Source organism: Rhizobium sp. USDA 3886, assembly GCF_056279785.1.
On the sequence record NZ_JBWCDC010000003.1, the window covers coordinates 605050 to 619769 of the forward strand.

At 60.5% G+C, this 14720-nt stretch carries 14 protein-coding genes and 2 pseudogenes; 15 read left to right on the top strand and 1 reads right to left on the bottom strand.

What is annotated here, in order from left to right; translation table 11 throughout:
- The first annotated feature begins 63 nt into the window (after window positions 1-63).
- The 3 genes from ACZ9BX_RS25715 to ACZ9BX_RS25725 all read left to right on the top strand — a co-directional run bounded on the left by ACZ9BX_RS25715 (window position 64) and on the right by ACZ9BX_RS25725 (window position 3319).
- On the top strand, window positions 64-1050 hold the full coding sequence (locus tag ACZ9BX_RS25715; RefSeq protein WP_476220917.1) for an aldo/keto reductase: 987 nt from the start codon (window positions 64-66) through the stop codon (window positions 1048-1050).
- Window positions 1051-1115: 65 nt separating this feature from the next.
- A complete protein-coding gene (locus ACZ9BX_RS25720) occupies window positions 1116-2363 on the top strand; it encodes a multidrug effflux MFS transporter (protein WP_476220918.1) in 1248 nt (415 codons plus the stop codon).
- Window positions 2364-2425: 62 nt separating this feature from the next.
- Window positions 2426-3319: a LysR family transcriptional regulator gene (locus ACZ9BX_RS25725; protein ID WP_476220919.1), complete on the top strand. Its 894-nt coding sequence runs from the start codon at window positions 2426-2428 to the stop codon at window positions 3317-3319.
- Window positions 3320-3355: 36 nt separating this feature from the next.
- Here the strand turns inward: ACZ9BX_RS25725 and tnpA are convergent, their stop codons facing one another.
- Window positions 3356-3769, bottom strand: a complete 414-nt coding sequence (gene tnpA, locus ACZ9BX_RS25730; RefSeq protein ID WP_476220920.1) for an IS200/IS605 family transposase — start codon at window positions 3767-3769, stop codon at window positions 3356-3358.
- Between the two features lie 36 nt (window positions 3770-3805).
- On the opposite strand from tnpA, the gene ACZ9BX_RS25735 reads away from it, so the two are divergent.
- From ACZ9BX_RS25735 to ACZ9BX_RS25790, 12 genes and pseudogenes are all read left to right on the top strand, one after another.
- Window positions 3806-5044 carry an RNA-guided endonuclease InsQ/TnpB family protein gene (locus tag ACZ9BX_RS25735; protein WP_476220921.1) on the top strand — a complete coding sequence of 413 codons (1239 nt, stop codon included), beginning with the start codon at window positions 3806-3808 and terminating at the stop codon, window positions 5042-5044.
- Between the two features lie 46 nt (window positions 5045-5090).
- Window positions 5091-5243, top strand: a pseudogene (locus tag ACZ9BX_RS25740) (NAD-dependent epimerase/dehydratase family protein); the annotation flags it as partial.
- Window positions 5244-5534: 291 nt separating this feature from the next.
- The gene (locus ACZ9BX_RS25745) at window positions 5535-6410 is read left to right on the top strand and encodes a LysR family transcriptional regulator (RefSeq protein ID WP_476220922.1); all 876 of its coding nucleotides are present in this window, start codon (window positions 5535-5537) and stop codon (window positions 6408-6410) included.
- 115 nt (window positions 6411-6525) lie between these two features.
- The gene (gene msrB / locus ACZ9BX_RS25750) at window positions 6526-6969 is read left to right on the top strand and encodes a peptide-methionine (R)-S-oxide reductase MsrB (RefSeq protein ID WP_476220923.1); all 444 of its coding nucleotides are present in this window, start codon (window positions 6526-6528) and stop codon (window positions 6967-6969) included.
- The gene (msrA, locus tag ACZ9BX_RS25755) at window positions 6970-7476 is read left to right on the top strand and encodes a peptide-methionine (S)-S-oxide reductase MsrA (protein ID WP_132558154.1); all 507 of its coding nucleotides are present in this window, start codon (window positions 6970-6972) and stop codon (window positions 7474-7476) included.
- A 49-nt stretch (window positions 7477-7525) separates the two neighbouring features.
- A pseudogene (locus tag ACZ9BX_RS25760) lies at window positions 7526-7686 on the top strand (osmotically inducible protein C); the annotation flags it as partial.
- Window positions 7687-8208: 522 nt separating this feature from the next.
- A complete protein-coding gene (locus ACZ9BX_RS25765) occupies window positions 8209-9138 on the top strand; it encodes a formylglycine-generating enzyme family protein (RefSeq protein ID WP_476220924.1) in 930 nt (309 codons plus the stop codon).
- A 126-nt stretch (window positions 9139-9264) separates the two neighbouring features.
- A complete protein-coding gene (locus tag ACZ9BX_RS25770; protein WP_476220926.1) occupies window positions 9265-10509 on the top strand; it encodes an ABC transporter substrate-binding protein in 1245 nt (414 codons plus the stop codon).
- Between the two features lie 74 nt (window positions 10510-10583).
- Window positions 10584-11471 carry a carbohydrate ABC transporter permease gene (locus ACZ9BX_RS25775; RefSeq protein ID WP_476220927.1) on the top strand — a complete coding sequence of 296 codons (888 nt, stop codon included), beginning with the start codon at window positions 10584-10586 and terminating at the stop codon, window positions 11469-11471.
- Complete coding sequence (locus tag ACZ9BX_RS25780; RefSeq protein WP_476220929.1) at window positions 11471-12307, top strand: carbohydrate ABC transporter permease; 837 nt, start codon at window positions 11471-11473, stop codon at window positions 12305-12307. The genes ACZ9BX_RS25775 and ACZ9BX_RS25780 overlap by 1 nt, the downstream gene beginning before the upstream one ends.
- 18 nt (window positions 12308-12325) lie before the next feature.
- A complete protein-coding gene (locus tag ACZ9BX_RS25785; RefSeq protein WP_476220930.1) occupies window positions 12326-13609 on the top strand; it encodes a sulfatase family protein in 1284 nt (427 codons plus the stop codon).
- Window positions 13610-14656, top strand: a complete 1047-nt coding sequence (locus ACZ9BX_RS25790) for a LacI family DNA-binding transcriptional regulator (protein WP_476220931.1) — start codon at window positions 13610-13612, stop codon at window positions 14654-14656. It abuts the gene before it with no gap.
- The last annotated feature ends 64 nt before the right edge of the window (window positions 14657-14720 follow it).

A 14720-nucleotide genomic window follows, 5' to 3' on the forward strand; every position in this document is an offset into this window, starting at 1 on the left:
GACGGCCTAATCTGTCCCCCCGACTTCGCCTATCTTTCGGGCATTCAAAAGAAAGGTGTAATCATGGAAAAGCGCATTCTCGGCCAGGGCCTTGAGGTGTCAGCCCTGGGTTTTGGCTGTATGGGCCTGAATTTCAGCTACGGCCATGCCCTCAGCAACGCCGACAGCGTCAAGCTCATCCGCGACGCCGTCGATCATGGCGTAACCTTCTTTGACACGGCCGAGGTCTACGGCCCTTTCACCAACGAAGAGATCGTCGGCGAGGCGCTGCGTCCGGTTCGCGACCAAGTCGTCATCGCCACGAAGTTCGGCTTCACGATCGAAGACGGCAAGCAGACGGGCCTGGACAGCCGCCCTGAACACATCAAGGAAGTCGCCGAGGCGTCCTTGAAGCGTCTTGGCATCGATGCCATCGACCTTCTCTATCAGCATCGCGTCGATCCCAAGGTTCCGATCGAGGATGTCGCAGGTGCCGTAAGAGACTTGATCGCTGAGGGCAAGGTCAAGTATTTCGGCCTTTCGGAACCCGGCGCGCAAACAGCCCGGCGCGCGCATGCCGTGCAGCCGGTAACGGCGCTGCAGAATGAATACTCACTTTGGACGCGCGGCCCCGAGACGAATGGCATCCTGGAGGCCTGCGAGGAGCTCGGGATCGGTCTCGTTGCCTACAGCCCTCTCGGGAAAGGATTCCTGACGGGGGCGATGGGCAAGGACAGCAAGATCGCCGAGAACGACTTCCGCAAGCTTCTGCCGCGCTTCACGCCCGAAGCCATGGAGAAGAATCAGGCGCTGATCGATCTTATCAAGCGCGTCGGCGACGCCAGGAACGTGACGCCGGCCCAGATCGCGCTTGCGTGGCTCCTCGCGCAGAAGCCGTGGATCGTGCCGATCCCCGGCACCACGAAGCTGCATCGCCTCGAGGAAAATCTCGCCGCCGCCGCCGTCAAGCTGTCGACTGCGGAACTTGCCGAACTCGATGACGCGGCCGCCAAGATACAGGTCGAGGGTGACCGCTATCCCGAGCGGCTGATGAAGATGACTGGTCTCTAAAGGCCGTATGCCGGAGGAGGTTTGACGGCGCCTCGGCCCAATCTCTTTTCAGAAAGACGACAACCATGTCACACGAACTCGCGAGCTCTGCCGATTGCATCGCGGCGCCCGTCGATACATCCTCCGTCAGCCCGCTTCCGCCCCGCAGGCGCGTCCTTGCCGTGCTCAGCGCCCTTATGGGATTCGCGTCGATCTCGACAGACCTCTACCTTCCGGCCATGCCGGCCATGGGCAGGGATTTCGGAGCGGATCCGGGTTCGATCGAGCTGACCGTGTCCGGATTCCTGATCGGCTTCAGTCTCGGCCAACTCTTCTGGGGGCCTGTCGGCGACAGGTATGGCCGCCGGCTTCCCGTGGGGGTCGGCCTTCTCCTATTCGTCATCGGGTCGGCCGGCTGCGCGATGTCGGGATCGGCCGCTGAGATGATCTTATGGCGCGTCGTGCAGGCGATCGGCGCCTGCTCCGGCGTCGTGCTCGCACGTGCGATGGTCCGCGACCTCTACGAGGGAAGCCGGGCCGCGCAGATGCTTTCGATCCTCATCACCATCATGGCCGTGGCTCCGCTTCTGGGGCCGATCGTCGGGGGCCAGATCCTCGCGATAGCCGGATGGCGCTCGATCTTCTGGGTTCTGGTCGCGGTGGGGCTGGCGACCCTGGCCGCTCTCTTTACGGTTCCGGAGACCCTGCCGGCAGAACGGCGGAACAAGAATTCGATCACGGACGCCGTGCTTGGCTACGGCAAGCTGCTCGCTAACCGGCGCCTTCTCGGATTTGCTGCGGCAGGCGGCTTCTTTTATGCCGGCATCTATGCCTACATCGCCGGAACGCCCTTCGCCTACATCGACTACTACCATGTCCCGGCCGGACTATATGGCGTCCTTTTCGCCTTGGGGATTGTCGGGATCATGGTGACGAACATGGTCAACTCGAGGCTTGTGACCAGGCTTGGCAGCACGACCCTTCTGCGGTTCGGCACCTTCGGCGCGATGGCGTCCGGCTTTGCGATCCTGGTCGCGGGCGCGACCGGTTGGGGAGGCCTGTGGGCGCTCACAACACTGCTCTTCGTCTTCGTGTCTTGGTCCGGCCTCATCGTGGCCAATTCCATTGGCGGCGCCCTCCAGGGCTTCCCCGAACAGGCCGGGGCGGTCTCCGCGCTCGTCGGAGCGATCCACTACGGCTCCGGCATCGCCGGCTCCGCGGCGGTGAGCGCCCTTGCCGACGGCACGCCCTGGGCATTGACGCTCGTAATAGGTGTCGCAGGCATCGGCAGCTTCGGGAGCCTTGTTGTTGTCGCTCCGCGACAGGCGCCTTGACCTTGCGTCATTATGAGATGAAGTTGCGGTAATAAAGCCGCAGCCATTAGGGAGGTTCATGAATGAAGCGCGGGGAGCTTGCCGATCTCAGCGCCTTCCTGACCGTCGCCGAGGAACAGAACTTCACGCGCGCGGCGGCGCGCCTGGGGGCGTCACAGTCTGCATTGAGCCATACAATCAGACGGCTCGAAGCCCGTCTCGGAGTCCGTCTTCTAACCCGGACGACGCGCAGCGTCGCACCGACCGAGGCCGGTGAAAGGCTGCTTGCGACATTGCGGCCGGCGTTGGACAGTATCGGCGCAGAGCTGGCGTCCTTGAGCGAACTTCGCGACAAGCCGGCGGGAACGATACGGATCACGACGTCCGAACACGCCGCGACCACGGTGCTGTGGCCGGCCATTCAAAGGCTCCTTCCTGAGTACCCCGATATCCACGTCGAACTCAGCATCGATTCCAGCTTCACCGATATCGTGGCCGAACGGTTCGACGCCGGTGTCCGCCTGGGCGAAGCCTTGGCAAAGGACATGATCGCGGCCCGCATAGGTCCCAACCTCCGGATGGCCATCGTCGGATCGCCGGAGTACCTCACCGACCATTCGAAACCGACGACGCCGCAGGATCTCGCGTCGCATCGCTGCATCAACCTACGCATGCTGAGCGGGGGCGGCCTATATGCCTGGGAGCTCGAAAAGGACGGGCGCGAGCTTCGCGTGCGTGTCGATGGCCAGCTCGCGTTCAACAACGTGAGCATGATCGTCCGAGCGGCCGAGGCTGGATTCGGGCTCGGCTTCGTCATGGAGGATCATGTCATTGACCAGCTCTCCGACGGCCGCCTTGTGAGGGTGCTGGAGGACTGGTGTCCTGCTTTCGCGGGCTATCACCTTTACTATCCTAGCAGACGGCAGCCGTCGGCGGCTTTTTCGGTCTTGGTCGATGCTCTTCGGTATCGTGGCTGACCAGTTCATCGGAACCGCGCGCGAAAACCCCGTCCTTCAGGGCGGGGAGGAAGCGCGCGACCTTTGGGTCTCGACATACTGCCGGATAATGTCCAACGGCGCGCCGGCGCATGACGCGGCGAAATATGACGGCGACCACAACACGCCGTCGAAGTAGCGCCCCGCCACTTCCGGCCTCGCTTGCCGCAGCAGTCGGCTCGACACGCCCTTGAGACTGTTGACGAGCTTCGACAGCTGGACGGTCGGAGGATAGTTCACCAGCAGATGGACGTGATCGTCTTCGCCGTCGCACGACACGAGTTCTGCATCGAAGTCGGAACATAGCTTCGCGAAGATGCGCGACAGCTCCGCCACGGCGCGTTCCGACAGCACATCCCGCCTGTACTTGGTGACGAAGACCAAATGAACGTGCAACGCAAAAACACGGTGTCTTCCAGTGCGATAATCCATATTGCGATGCCTCCGGCCAATTGATACAACCATAGCATGACGAACCGCGCGTACAAGTACAGGATTGACGCTGACCAGCAGACGGCGGAATTCTTCGCCCGCTGCTGCGGCGTCGTGCGCCTCGTCTACAACATCGCCCTTGAGCCGCGATCCTCCTTCTGGCGGCAGTTCAAGAAGGCCGAGGGAAGGACCATCTCCTACCCGTCCCAGGCGCGCGAGCTGACGGCGATCCGCTCCGAGGTGCCGTGGGTGGCGCAATGCCCGATCGACGCGCAGCAACAGGCACTGCGTGACCTCAACCAGGCGTTCCAGAATTTCTTTGCCGGACGGGCGGGGTACCCGAAGCCGAGGCGCAAGTTCGTCAACGACGCGTTCCGCTTCCCGTCGAGCCGCGTCGGCGAAATCGAGGTGCTGAACGCGAAGTGGGCGCGGCTGCGGCTCCCGAAAATCGGCGACGTAAAGTTCCGCTACACCCGCCCGATCAGGGGCGAGGTCGGCAACGTCACGGTCGTGCGCGAGGCCAACGGATGGCACATGGCCTTTTCCTGCGCGTTCGAACACGAGACGCCGGAAAACGACAATCCGGCCGTCGGCATCGACCGCGGCATCGTCAACACCGTCGCGCTCTCCACGGGCGAGAGGCACGCGATGCCGCCGACCAACCTCGACGACCGCCACAAGCAGTGGCAGCGTACAGCCTCACGGCGGAAGCGGCGTTCGAAGCGCCAGGCCAAGGCCAGACGCCACGCCGCGCGGATCGCAGCGAAGGCGGCGCGCAAACGGCTGCACTGGCAACACGTGACGACGACGCGCATCGCGCGGCGCTTCGCAACGGCCGTCCTCGAGGACCTGAAGATCAGGAACATGAGCGCCTCGCCGAAAGGGACCGTCGAAGAGCCGGGGAAGACCGTCGCCCAGAAGGCTGGCCTCAATCGCTCGATCCTCGCTTCGGCGTGGTACCGCTTCGAGCTGTTGCTGACTTACAAGCTTGCCTTCCTCGGCGGAAACGTCGTGAAGGTCGATCCGAGATACACGTCCGTGACCTGCTCAAAGTGTGGGTCGAGGGACAAGGGAAACCGCGAAAACCAAGCGAAGTTCCTCTGCCTCTCCTGCGGACACGCAGACCACGCCGACGTCAACGCGGCGGTCAACATACGACTGGCTGGAACACTGCCATCGGCGGCGGCGGAGACTTCCGGCGGGAGCCGAGGACTCGAAAGGGCGGGCCTAAAGCCGCCCCTGAAAATCCCCGTCCGGAGGCGGGGAAGATGTTAAGTGATGTCCGCTACTGAAAGGAAGCGGCCGATCTTCCGATGTCGGCCCAGAACCTCCGCGCGTGAGCTTGGAGGACGCGCTGAAATCGGCGGGCGAGGAAGCGGTCTACTACCGCACCCCTCTGACCGGCGCCTCCAACAGCCGTGCGAAGGCGCAAAGCGGTTTCGCGCCACCGCCGCTTCTGTGGAAGGGTGCTTGATGCGTTGCCTCCCATGGGGGTCGACCAATTCCGGGCCGCGCTTTGTTCCGTACGCTCAAGCGCGAGCCAAACCATGGCCACGCAACGGCTCTCCTGATCCATGGAAGGGCAGCTGTGACCGCACTGCCCCCGCGGTTGAATTTCACCTGCACCGGGTACCTTATCGGTGGCGGGCGCTCTCCAACAGTGGCACAAACTGATCTGTATTCACTCATTGGCAGGCTAGCAACCAGCACATCTCGCTTCCACTTTGATGGCAATCCCTGTCAGAACCTACGCAACAAGTGATCCATGGACATCAATCACGTTAGGTACTTCCTCAATTTGGCCGAAACCTTGAACTTCACCGAAGCCGCGCGCCGAAGTGGCGTCTCGCAGCCAAGTCTCACGCGAGCAATCCAGCGCCTCGAGGAAGAATTGGGCAGTCCGCTGATCTATCGCGATGGCAAGGACAGCCGACTTACGGCACTCGGCCGCGACGTCCAGGCCGAGTTCATGCGGATTGAACTCGCACTTAGAAACGTGCGCGAGCATTCCGAGAGCACGGTGCTCGGCCGGCGGCGTATTCTCGACATCGCGGTTGCCCCGACCATCGGCCCCGCCGCCTTTGCTGCATTCTTCGATGACGCGCTTGGAGAGCTTCCTTCCATAAAGGTCCACATGCATCAGCTATTGGCCGGAGAAGGTGCGGACGAAGTGCTTTCGGGCAAATACCACGCTTGCATCTTGCCGCGGGCGCCGCGTCCCAACCCCAAGCTCAACGTCGTGCCACTGTTTCGTGAGCGATTCCTCCTCGCCTGTGCGGAGAACCATCCGCTGGCGGGCAAAGACGTCGTCAGCACCGAGGCGATTGCAGCCTATCCCTATGTCGACCGGCTGGCCTGCGAGTTCCACACCGAGATCACCGAGCACCTGATGGACCATGACGCGGTCATGCAACCGCGCTTCAGTGCGGAGCGCGAGGACTGGGTCCAGCAAATGGTAGCCGAAGGCCGAGCGATCTGCATCATGCCCGAGCGGTCCGTCGTCGTGCAAGGCATAGCGACCCGCCCGGTCGAGGGGATATCATTGGAGCGCGAACTGGTATTTGTAACGGTCTCCGGTTCCGGCACACCGCTCGAGATCCGCAAGATCGCGCAGATGGCCGCTCGGCACGACTGGGCGTGAGCGGGGCAGAACGGTACTTGCCGTACGGCTATCGAATCTATGCACATCCGATATTGGTAATCCCCGGGGGCCTTCGCCATATTCAGGCAACAAATCCAAGAACGGAGATAGGGCAATGACCTATGCAAAGACCGACGAAGCGGTCAGCAAGCTCACACCCGAACAGTATCGGGTGACCCAGCAGAACGGCACCGAACGCCCCTTCACTGGGGAGTATCATGACAACAAGAGACCGGGGATCTATATCGACATCGTTTCCGGCGAACCGCTGTTTGCCTCGGCCGACAAGTTCGATTCCGGCTGCGGCTGGCCGAGCTTCACCAAGCCGATCGTGCCGGCAAACGTCAAGGAGCTGCGGGATGACTCTCATGGTATGACCCGCACGGAGGTGCGCTCCGCGCATGGCGGCAGCCACCTCGGCCACGTGTTTCCCGACGGTCCTCAAGACCAGGGCGGCCTGCGTTACTGCATCAATTCCGCCGCACTGCGCTTCATTCCGCGTGGGGAAATGGAGGCCGAGGGCTATAGTGCGTATCTCAACCAGGTGGAGGATATCTAAATGACCGAGAAAGCTGTTCTGGCTGGTGGTTGCTTCTGGGGAATGCAGGACTTGATCCGCAGGCTCCCCGGGGTCATTGGGACCCGCGTGGGCTATACCGGCGGCGATGTGGCGAACGCGACCTACCGCAATCACGGCACCCACGCCGAAGGCATCGAGATCATCTTCGATCCCCAGACGATCAGCTACCGGCGGATTCTGGAGTTCTTCTTCCAGATCCACGATCCGACGACAAGAAACCGACAGGGCAACGACGTCGGCGCCTCCTACCGCTCGGCGATCTACTACGTCGACGAGGAGCAGAAGCGAATAGCCGAAGACACCATCGCAGACGTCGACGCTTCGGGCCTATGGCCGGGCAAGGTGGTGACCGAGGTCGAGCCGGCGGGAGACTTCTGGAAGGCGGAACCGGAGCACCAAGATTACCTCGAGCGCTACCCTAACGGCTACACTTGCCACTTCCCGCGTCCCGACTGGGTGCTGCCTCGGCGGTCGGCGGCCGAATAGCCGGCCGCCTGTCTCTGGCCGGACAGGTTGTCGGCGCATTCGAACCAACGGCCGCGCAGCGGTCCTGGCAATCGCCAAGGACATTCCTGAATGTGCGCGCCGTCGCCACGGATCGGTGCGCCGGCCGATGTCGGCCACGTGTTGAAGAATTTCGGGACGAGCCTCAAGGAAATCGAGAAGAGCGGTGTGGCCGAAGTCAATCTCGCCGGGTGGCGAAGATAAAGACCGTCGTGAAATAGGAAGGTCAGCAAGCGCCTCCCGGGCGCGCTGATCAATTTTCGAGAAGCCGGAGCTGGCCGTCGGCGAGATCCGCGCGTTATTGCATTCAGCTTCCTACTGCCGGCCGACAAGCTGCCGGCGTCGACCACGGCAAGCAATACTCGCATTGCATCTAGTCGATCCATCGGACACTGCGACCAAGGTTCGCATCTAGTTAGAGCAATTTGCCTTCGGTGCCTAGACGCTAGGAGGGTACAGTGGTGTTATAGCGCTGAAAATCGCGTGGTTGCGTTGCGATCAGCAAGTCTCCCGCTACTGCCGCGAGAGCGGTCATCGGGACCGCGATCGTGCGAAGCGCCCTCGCCGACGTCCAATCTGAGGCGGAAATTATTCACAACCTATGAAGCCGGGAGCGTCCGGATTGAGCAAAAGCCTTTGCGCAACGTCCGCAGGCCTTATTATTGTATCTTCGTCTGGAGCCTGCCTATCGACTGCGACCAATGAAATGACACCATGAAGAGTTGTTGCCTCCCACCCGAAATATCGAAGAGATCAGACGCCGGTTCGCCGGCGCCAGTGCATCGAGCTCTTTCACCGTTATCTGTCGATGAGGCACAAATTCCAGGCGGGCTCGTGCTGGTCGGGACAGACAGGCCGTACCTGCCGGCGGACGGGGAGGGCCCGGTCCGCAAGTTGCGGCTCAAGCCGTTCCTGCTCGCCAGGGCAGCCGTCAGCAATTCGCAGTTCGCTGATTTCATTGCGGCCACGGACTACATCACTGAGGCTGAGCAGCTGGGCTGGTCCTATGTGTTTTACCAGCATGTCGATCCCAAGGTTGCGACGTCAGGCGTCGTCGGCGCTGAATGGTGGCGGCGTGTCGAGGGCGCCTGCTGGCATGCGCCGTTCGGACCTGGTTCCGATGTCGAGGCATTCAAAGATCATCCTGTCGTTCACATCTCATGGCAGGACGCGGTTCAATTTGCCGCTTGGGTGGGCGGACGGCTTCCAAGCGAACCCGAATGGGAACATGCAGCCAAGGGCGGACTCAGCGGCGCGATCTATCCCTGGGGCGACCGCCACCCGGATGATGACTTCACCCCCTGCAATATCTGGCAGGGGCGGTTTCCGGAGTTCGACAGTGGATTTGATGGTTACAAGGGGCTTGCACCCTCCGCCTCGTTCGAGCCGAACGGATTTGGACTGTACAATATGGCAGGAAACTGCTGGGAGTGGACTGCGGACGTGTTTCGCGTGAGGTCCTTGCGCAAAACCTCGCAATCCCTCAACGCCATGGCACGGCAGGAAAGCCGCCGCGTCCTCAAAGGCGGTTCATTCCTCTGCCATGCGTCCTACTGCCACCGGTACCGCATCGCTGCCCGCATGGGCAGCACCGGTGACTCGACCACCGGGCATATTGGCTTCCGCGTCGCTTTCGACATTTGATCTGGACTTCGATTGACTTGAAAGGCTGTATAAGTTAATCCATTAACTTGCCGGTTTCATCGGACCTTGAGGAGGGTTCCGGTGGGAGAATACGCCGGCTTGTCGGATGTCTCTGGGAGAAGACACATGAAACTTGCCAATCGATTGAGCCGTTGCATTGCAGTTGCGCTATGCCTGTATGGTGTTGGCGGCGCTGCGCGGGCCGAAACCCTTAAAGTCTATTGGAACGCCGGCCATGCGTATCAAGCATATGCCGACGTCATCAAGAAATTCGAGGCGGACCACCCCGGCTGGACGGTCGAATGGGGACGCTTCCAATGGCCGGATCTGCGCACCAAGCTGGTGGCCGATCTTTCGGTCGGAAATGCGCCGGACCTCGTCGCCGAGCCTGGCGGCTGGGTGCCGGAATTCGGCTTGCAGGGCATGATTACGCCGCTCAACGACTTTGTCGCAAAAGACGGCAAAGAGATGGGCTATCCACAGGACTGGCAGGATTTCTCCGTCGAGCGCAACACGATCGACGGCAAGTACTACGGCATCCAGTTGCACCTGACCTGTGCGGCATTGGTCTATAACGTGGACATGTTGAAGGAAGCCGGCTTCGACAAGCCGCCGGCCAATTGGCAAGAATTCCGCGAGGTCGCGATCGCGACCAGCAAGCGCGGCAGGTTCGGCTTTGCTCCCAACCAAGTGGCGACATACTACACGCCATGGATCTACCAGAATGGCGGCGCCTTATACGATGCCGCGGCCAAAAAGGTCGCTTTCGACAGCCCGCAGTCCGCACAGGCAATCCAGTTCGTGGCCGACCTTATTCATAAGGATAAAGCGGCACCCTTGCCGGTGGCCGGTGCCGACTACGAAGGCCCGCAGAAGCTGTTTACAGCCGGCCGGGCGGCGATGATCCTGACCGGCCCATGGGATGTTAGCCCAATCAAGACGGGCAATCCCAAGCTGAATTGGGACGTCGCACCGTCGCTGACGGAGAAGCAGCAGGCGACGATGGCAGGTGGTGTGAGTCTTTTCATTCCCAAGACGGCCAAGCATCCGGCCGAAGCGTGGGACCTGCTCAAGAGGTTCGTTGCGCTTGACACCGAACTTGCAGCCTCGTTGCCCAACGGTATGACCATGCCGCGCAAAACCTGGGCTGCCGATCCAAAGGTGAAGGCAGATCCCGTGCTCGGCAAATTCAGCCAATGCCTGCCTTACGCCGTCGATTCAGCCGCCAAACTTTCGCTCACGGGCAAGAATGCTGTCGTACAGGATCTCTTCAAGACGGCCGTCCAGGACATCCTCTACAACGACAGGCCTGCGCAGGAGGTTCTCTCCGATTATGCGGCACGAGCCAACGCGGCACTCGCCAACAAGTAACGAAGCAGCAGCGGCCGTGCGTTTGGCACCGTCGCTGCCGCCCCCAGATCAATGTTCTGACGGAGGTCGTCGGCATGAGGCTGCCTAACAGTCGCAAGGCCCGGGAGGCCGGATTCGCCTATATCGTCCTGCTGCCTGCCATCGCATATTTTCTGGTCTATTTCTTCTATCCGATCGTGGTGGAACTCTGGGCCAGTTTCTTTCGAGGTCAGCCGCTCATTGGCCAATCCGAATTTGCAGGCTTTGACAATTATCGTCAGGCCCTGATGGACCCCCGTGTGCGCGCCGCCTTCGGCCGCACCGTGGTGTTCGCGACACTCGGAACGGCTTTCACCCTGGTGCCAGCCCTTTTTCTGGCGGCCATTCTCAGCGGCCCGATCAAGGCCGCCACGACCATTCGCGCCATCATCTTCTTTCCCTATATTATCTCCTTCGTGATCGTTGCCCTGATGTGGAAGAGCCTGCTCGATCCCTATACCGGCATGCTAAACGCGCTGCTCTCCTATCTGGACCTTCCCACGCAGAATTGGCTGAGCACACCATCGACGGCCCTTCCGACAATCGTCGCGATCACCGTATGGAAGGACATCGGCTACGCGATGCTGATCTACATTGCCGCCATCCAGGGTATTCCCAAGGATCTCTACGAAGCCGCCGAGGTCGATGGCGCCTCCCCCGCGCAACGGTTCAGGCGAATAACAATTCCCTTGCTGATGCCGACGACACTCTTTCTTGCGGTCATCAGCACGATCGCTCACCTTCAAGATCTATCCGCGCCCTATCTGCTGACGGGCGGCGGTCCGGCCGAGGCGACCCGTCTTTACGCATTGCACGTCTACGAGGCGGCGTTCCTGGAGCTCAACATCGGCTACGCGTCGGCGCTCTCGTTCCTGATGTTCGTTGCGATCCTGGTGATAACGTTCCTTCAATTCCGTTTCCTGAACCGGGAGGTGGTCTATTGATGACGGCCCGCTCCTCCCACCGCACGCCCCTTGTCACCTTTGCCGCCTATGGCACGCTCAGCTTCTTCGTCATCCTTGCGCTCTTTCCATTCTTTTACATGATCTCGCTGTCTCTGCAGAGCGACGCCGACCTCTCCAGCGGCGTGCCTGTGCTGGTTCCCTCGGTGCTGCAGTTCTCCAACTACGTGGCGATCTGGGAAAAGGCACCGTTTGCCCGGTTCATTCTCAACAGTTTCATCATCGCCGGCGGCATAACTGCGCTCCACCTCTTCTTCGACCCGCTCGTCGGCTATGTATTTGCAAAGCTGGAGTTTTTGGGAAAGCGGGCTATGTTTGCCGCGCTGCTCTCCACGCTGATGCTGCCATTCTTCATCCGAATGATCCCGCTTTACATCCTGACCGCCAAAATGGGCTGGCTGAATACCTACCAGGGCCTCATCATGCCGTTCGCCATGAGCGCTTACGGAATTTTCCTGATGCGGCAGTTTATCCGGCCGATTCCGGATGACCTGCTTGATGCCGCGCGTCTCGACGGGGCGTCGGAATGGCGCATCTATCGATCCGTCGTCTTGCCGCAGCTTGGCCCGCCGATGGCAACGCTTGGCCTGCTGACCTTCGTGTTCCAGTTCAACGAATTCCTGTGGCCCCTCGTGGTCGTAAGCTCCGTCGAGATGCGGCCGATTACGACAGGGCTGACTTTGTTCAATTCGGAGTTCTTCACACAATGGAATTTGACGGCAACGGGCGGGGTGATCCTGTTTCTCCCGAGCTTGCTGCTGTTTGTCTTCATGCAACGCTATTTCGTGCAGTCGGTGATGACGTCCGGAATGAAATGAGCCATGGAAAGGTAGAGAATGAGTTCTTCTCCCAATGTCATCGTCTTTTTTACCGACCAGCAACGCTGGGATACGGTCGGGCTTCACGGTCACCCATTGAAGCTGACGCCGAATTTCGACCGCCTTGCCGAAGCCGGGATGTTCGTGCCGAATTCCTTCACCTGCCAGCCGGTGTGCGGACCCGCGCGCTCGGCGCTGCAGACCGGCCTTTATCCCACGACGACAGGATGCTACCGCAACAGTATCCCCTTGCCGAGCGGCCAAAAGACGCTCGCGCACTGGTTCCGGGAAGGAGGCTACGAGACCGGCTATATCGGCAAATGGCATCTTTCAGGCAGTGAGCCGGTTCCTGCATCTGAACGCGGCGGCTACGAGTATTGGCTGGCGTCCAACATTTTGGAATTCACGTCATATGCCTACGATACAGCGGTGTTCGATGGCGAGGGCGAGCGCGTCAAGCTTCCCGGCTACCGTGTCGACGCCCTGACCGACGCGGCGATCCGGTTTGTGGCGGCAGACCATGAAAAACCATACTTTCTTTTCCTGTCCTTCATCGAGCCGCACCACCAGAACGAATTCGACAACTATCCTGCGCCTGTCGGCTACGAGGATCGGATTCGAAAACAAATGGAATTGCCGCCTGATCTTGCGGCCCTTGGCGGATCCTCGGATGAGCACTACCCGGGCTATCTCGGAATGATCCAGCGTCTGGACGAGGCGCTTGGACGACTGACCGATGCACTGACAAGCCTCGGCCAGCTCGACAACACGATCATTCTCTTCACCTCGGACCACGGCTGCCATTTCAAGACGCGCAACAACGAATACAAGCGTTCTTGCCACGAGGCGTCGATACGCGTGCCGACCTTCTTTCACGGTCCTGGATTCATGGGACGTGGAAACCATCAGGGCCTGGTCAGCCTGATCGATCTACCGCCGACGCTTCTTGCTGCGGCCGGATTGAAGGTGCCTGCTGCGATGCAGGGAAGGTCGATCCTCGATCAACGGGCCGGTGGCGAAGAAGACGTGCTTGTGCAGGTCAGCGAACATCATGTGGGTAGGGCACTGCGGACGCGAAGATGGAAATATGAGGTCACCGCACCAGATCTCAGCGGTTGGGACGACATGGACAGCGCCAACTATGTCGAGACACATCTCTATGACCTTGAAAACGACCCTTACGAGTTGGAGAATCTCTGTGGCCGGGATGGCTATGAGGATATAAGAAGGCGGCTGCGCGAGCGGCTGTTGGAGCGGATAGTCGCCGCCGGCGAGAAATGCCCGAGGATTACGGCGACCTGAATGAGCAGCGAAGATATACATGACGGAGAGAGGCCGGCGACCAAAAGCGAGCGATCCGTAACCGTTGCCGACGTTGCTCGGCTTGCCGACGTGTCCACCGCCGCTGTCTCCTTCTATTTCAGCAACCGCCAGGAACATCTGAAGCGCGTTGGGACGGAAGCACGCGAGCGCATCCGTGCCGCAGTCGAGGAACTGGGCTACGTCCAGAACAAAACCGCTCGCCACTTGCGTCGCCAACAGAGCGAACGCATTTGCATCGTCCTGCCGAAGCTTGGCATACCCTATGCCGACAAGATGGTTCACGATCTCGGATCGGTGGCTGTGCAGAAGGGGTTGCTGCCGATTGTCTTAACTGGCTCCACGATCGGTGCAGTCCAGAAAATCCTGGGCGAGGTTGAAGCAGGTCTGGCCGATGGCGTGATCGCTGAAGTCGGTTTTCTCACCGAGGAGCAGGTCGGGCAGGTATTTGCGCCTTTCAACCGACCCTGTCTTGTCATCCATCCCACAGCACAACCTCGATCCTATTCTGTCCTTAACAACGGTCTGATCGACGCGCTTGAGTGTGCGTTTGATGATCTTCTGCACAAGGGACATCGCGATTTCGTCTACATTCAAAATGCCGAAATGCCGCATAATCCGCGAATTTCTGCGCTGAAGGCGCGTGCGGTGACTGCTGGTCTGTCTGTGCTGATCACCACAATGGTGGGAGCGGATGCTCGTGAGGCTACTGCTGGGTGCGCGCGACAGATCGCTGAAATAGCAAAGCGGCCGACAGCGATCCTGCTTGACTCCGACTATACGGCCGTGACGCTGATCGAGGAGTTTTCCCGCCTCGGCATTCGAGTGCCAAGCGACATTGCCGTCCTAGGCTGCGGCAACGCCGAGGAAGGCTTTTACTGCAATCCCCGCTTGACGACGATCGGTCCGGAATGGCTTTCGCTACTTGAAGCTGGCCAGCATCTCATCGAGAGTCTCGCCGCCCAGAAGCCCGTTGGGGCGAAGGCATTCTATACCCCCTGGAGGTTCATTCCGCGCGAGAGCGCGTGACGGCGGTGTTTTGGGGGATGCCGCGCCGCGAACTACGGATCGCCACTGCTTGATCCTACCGAAT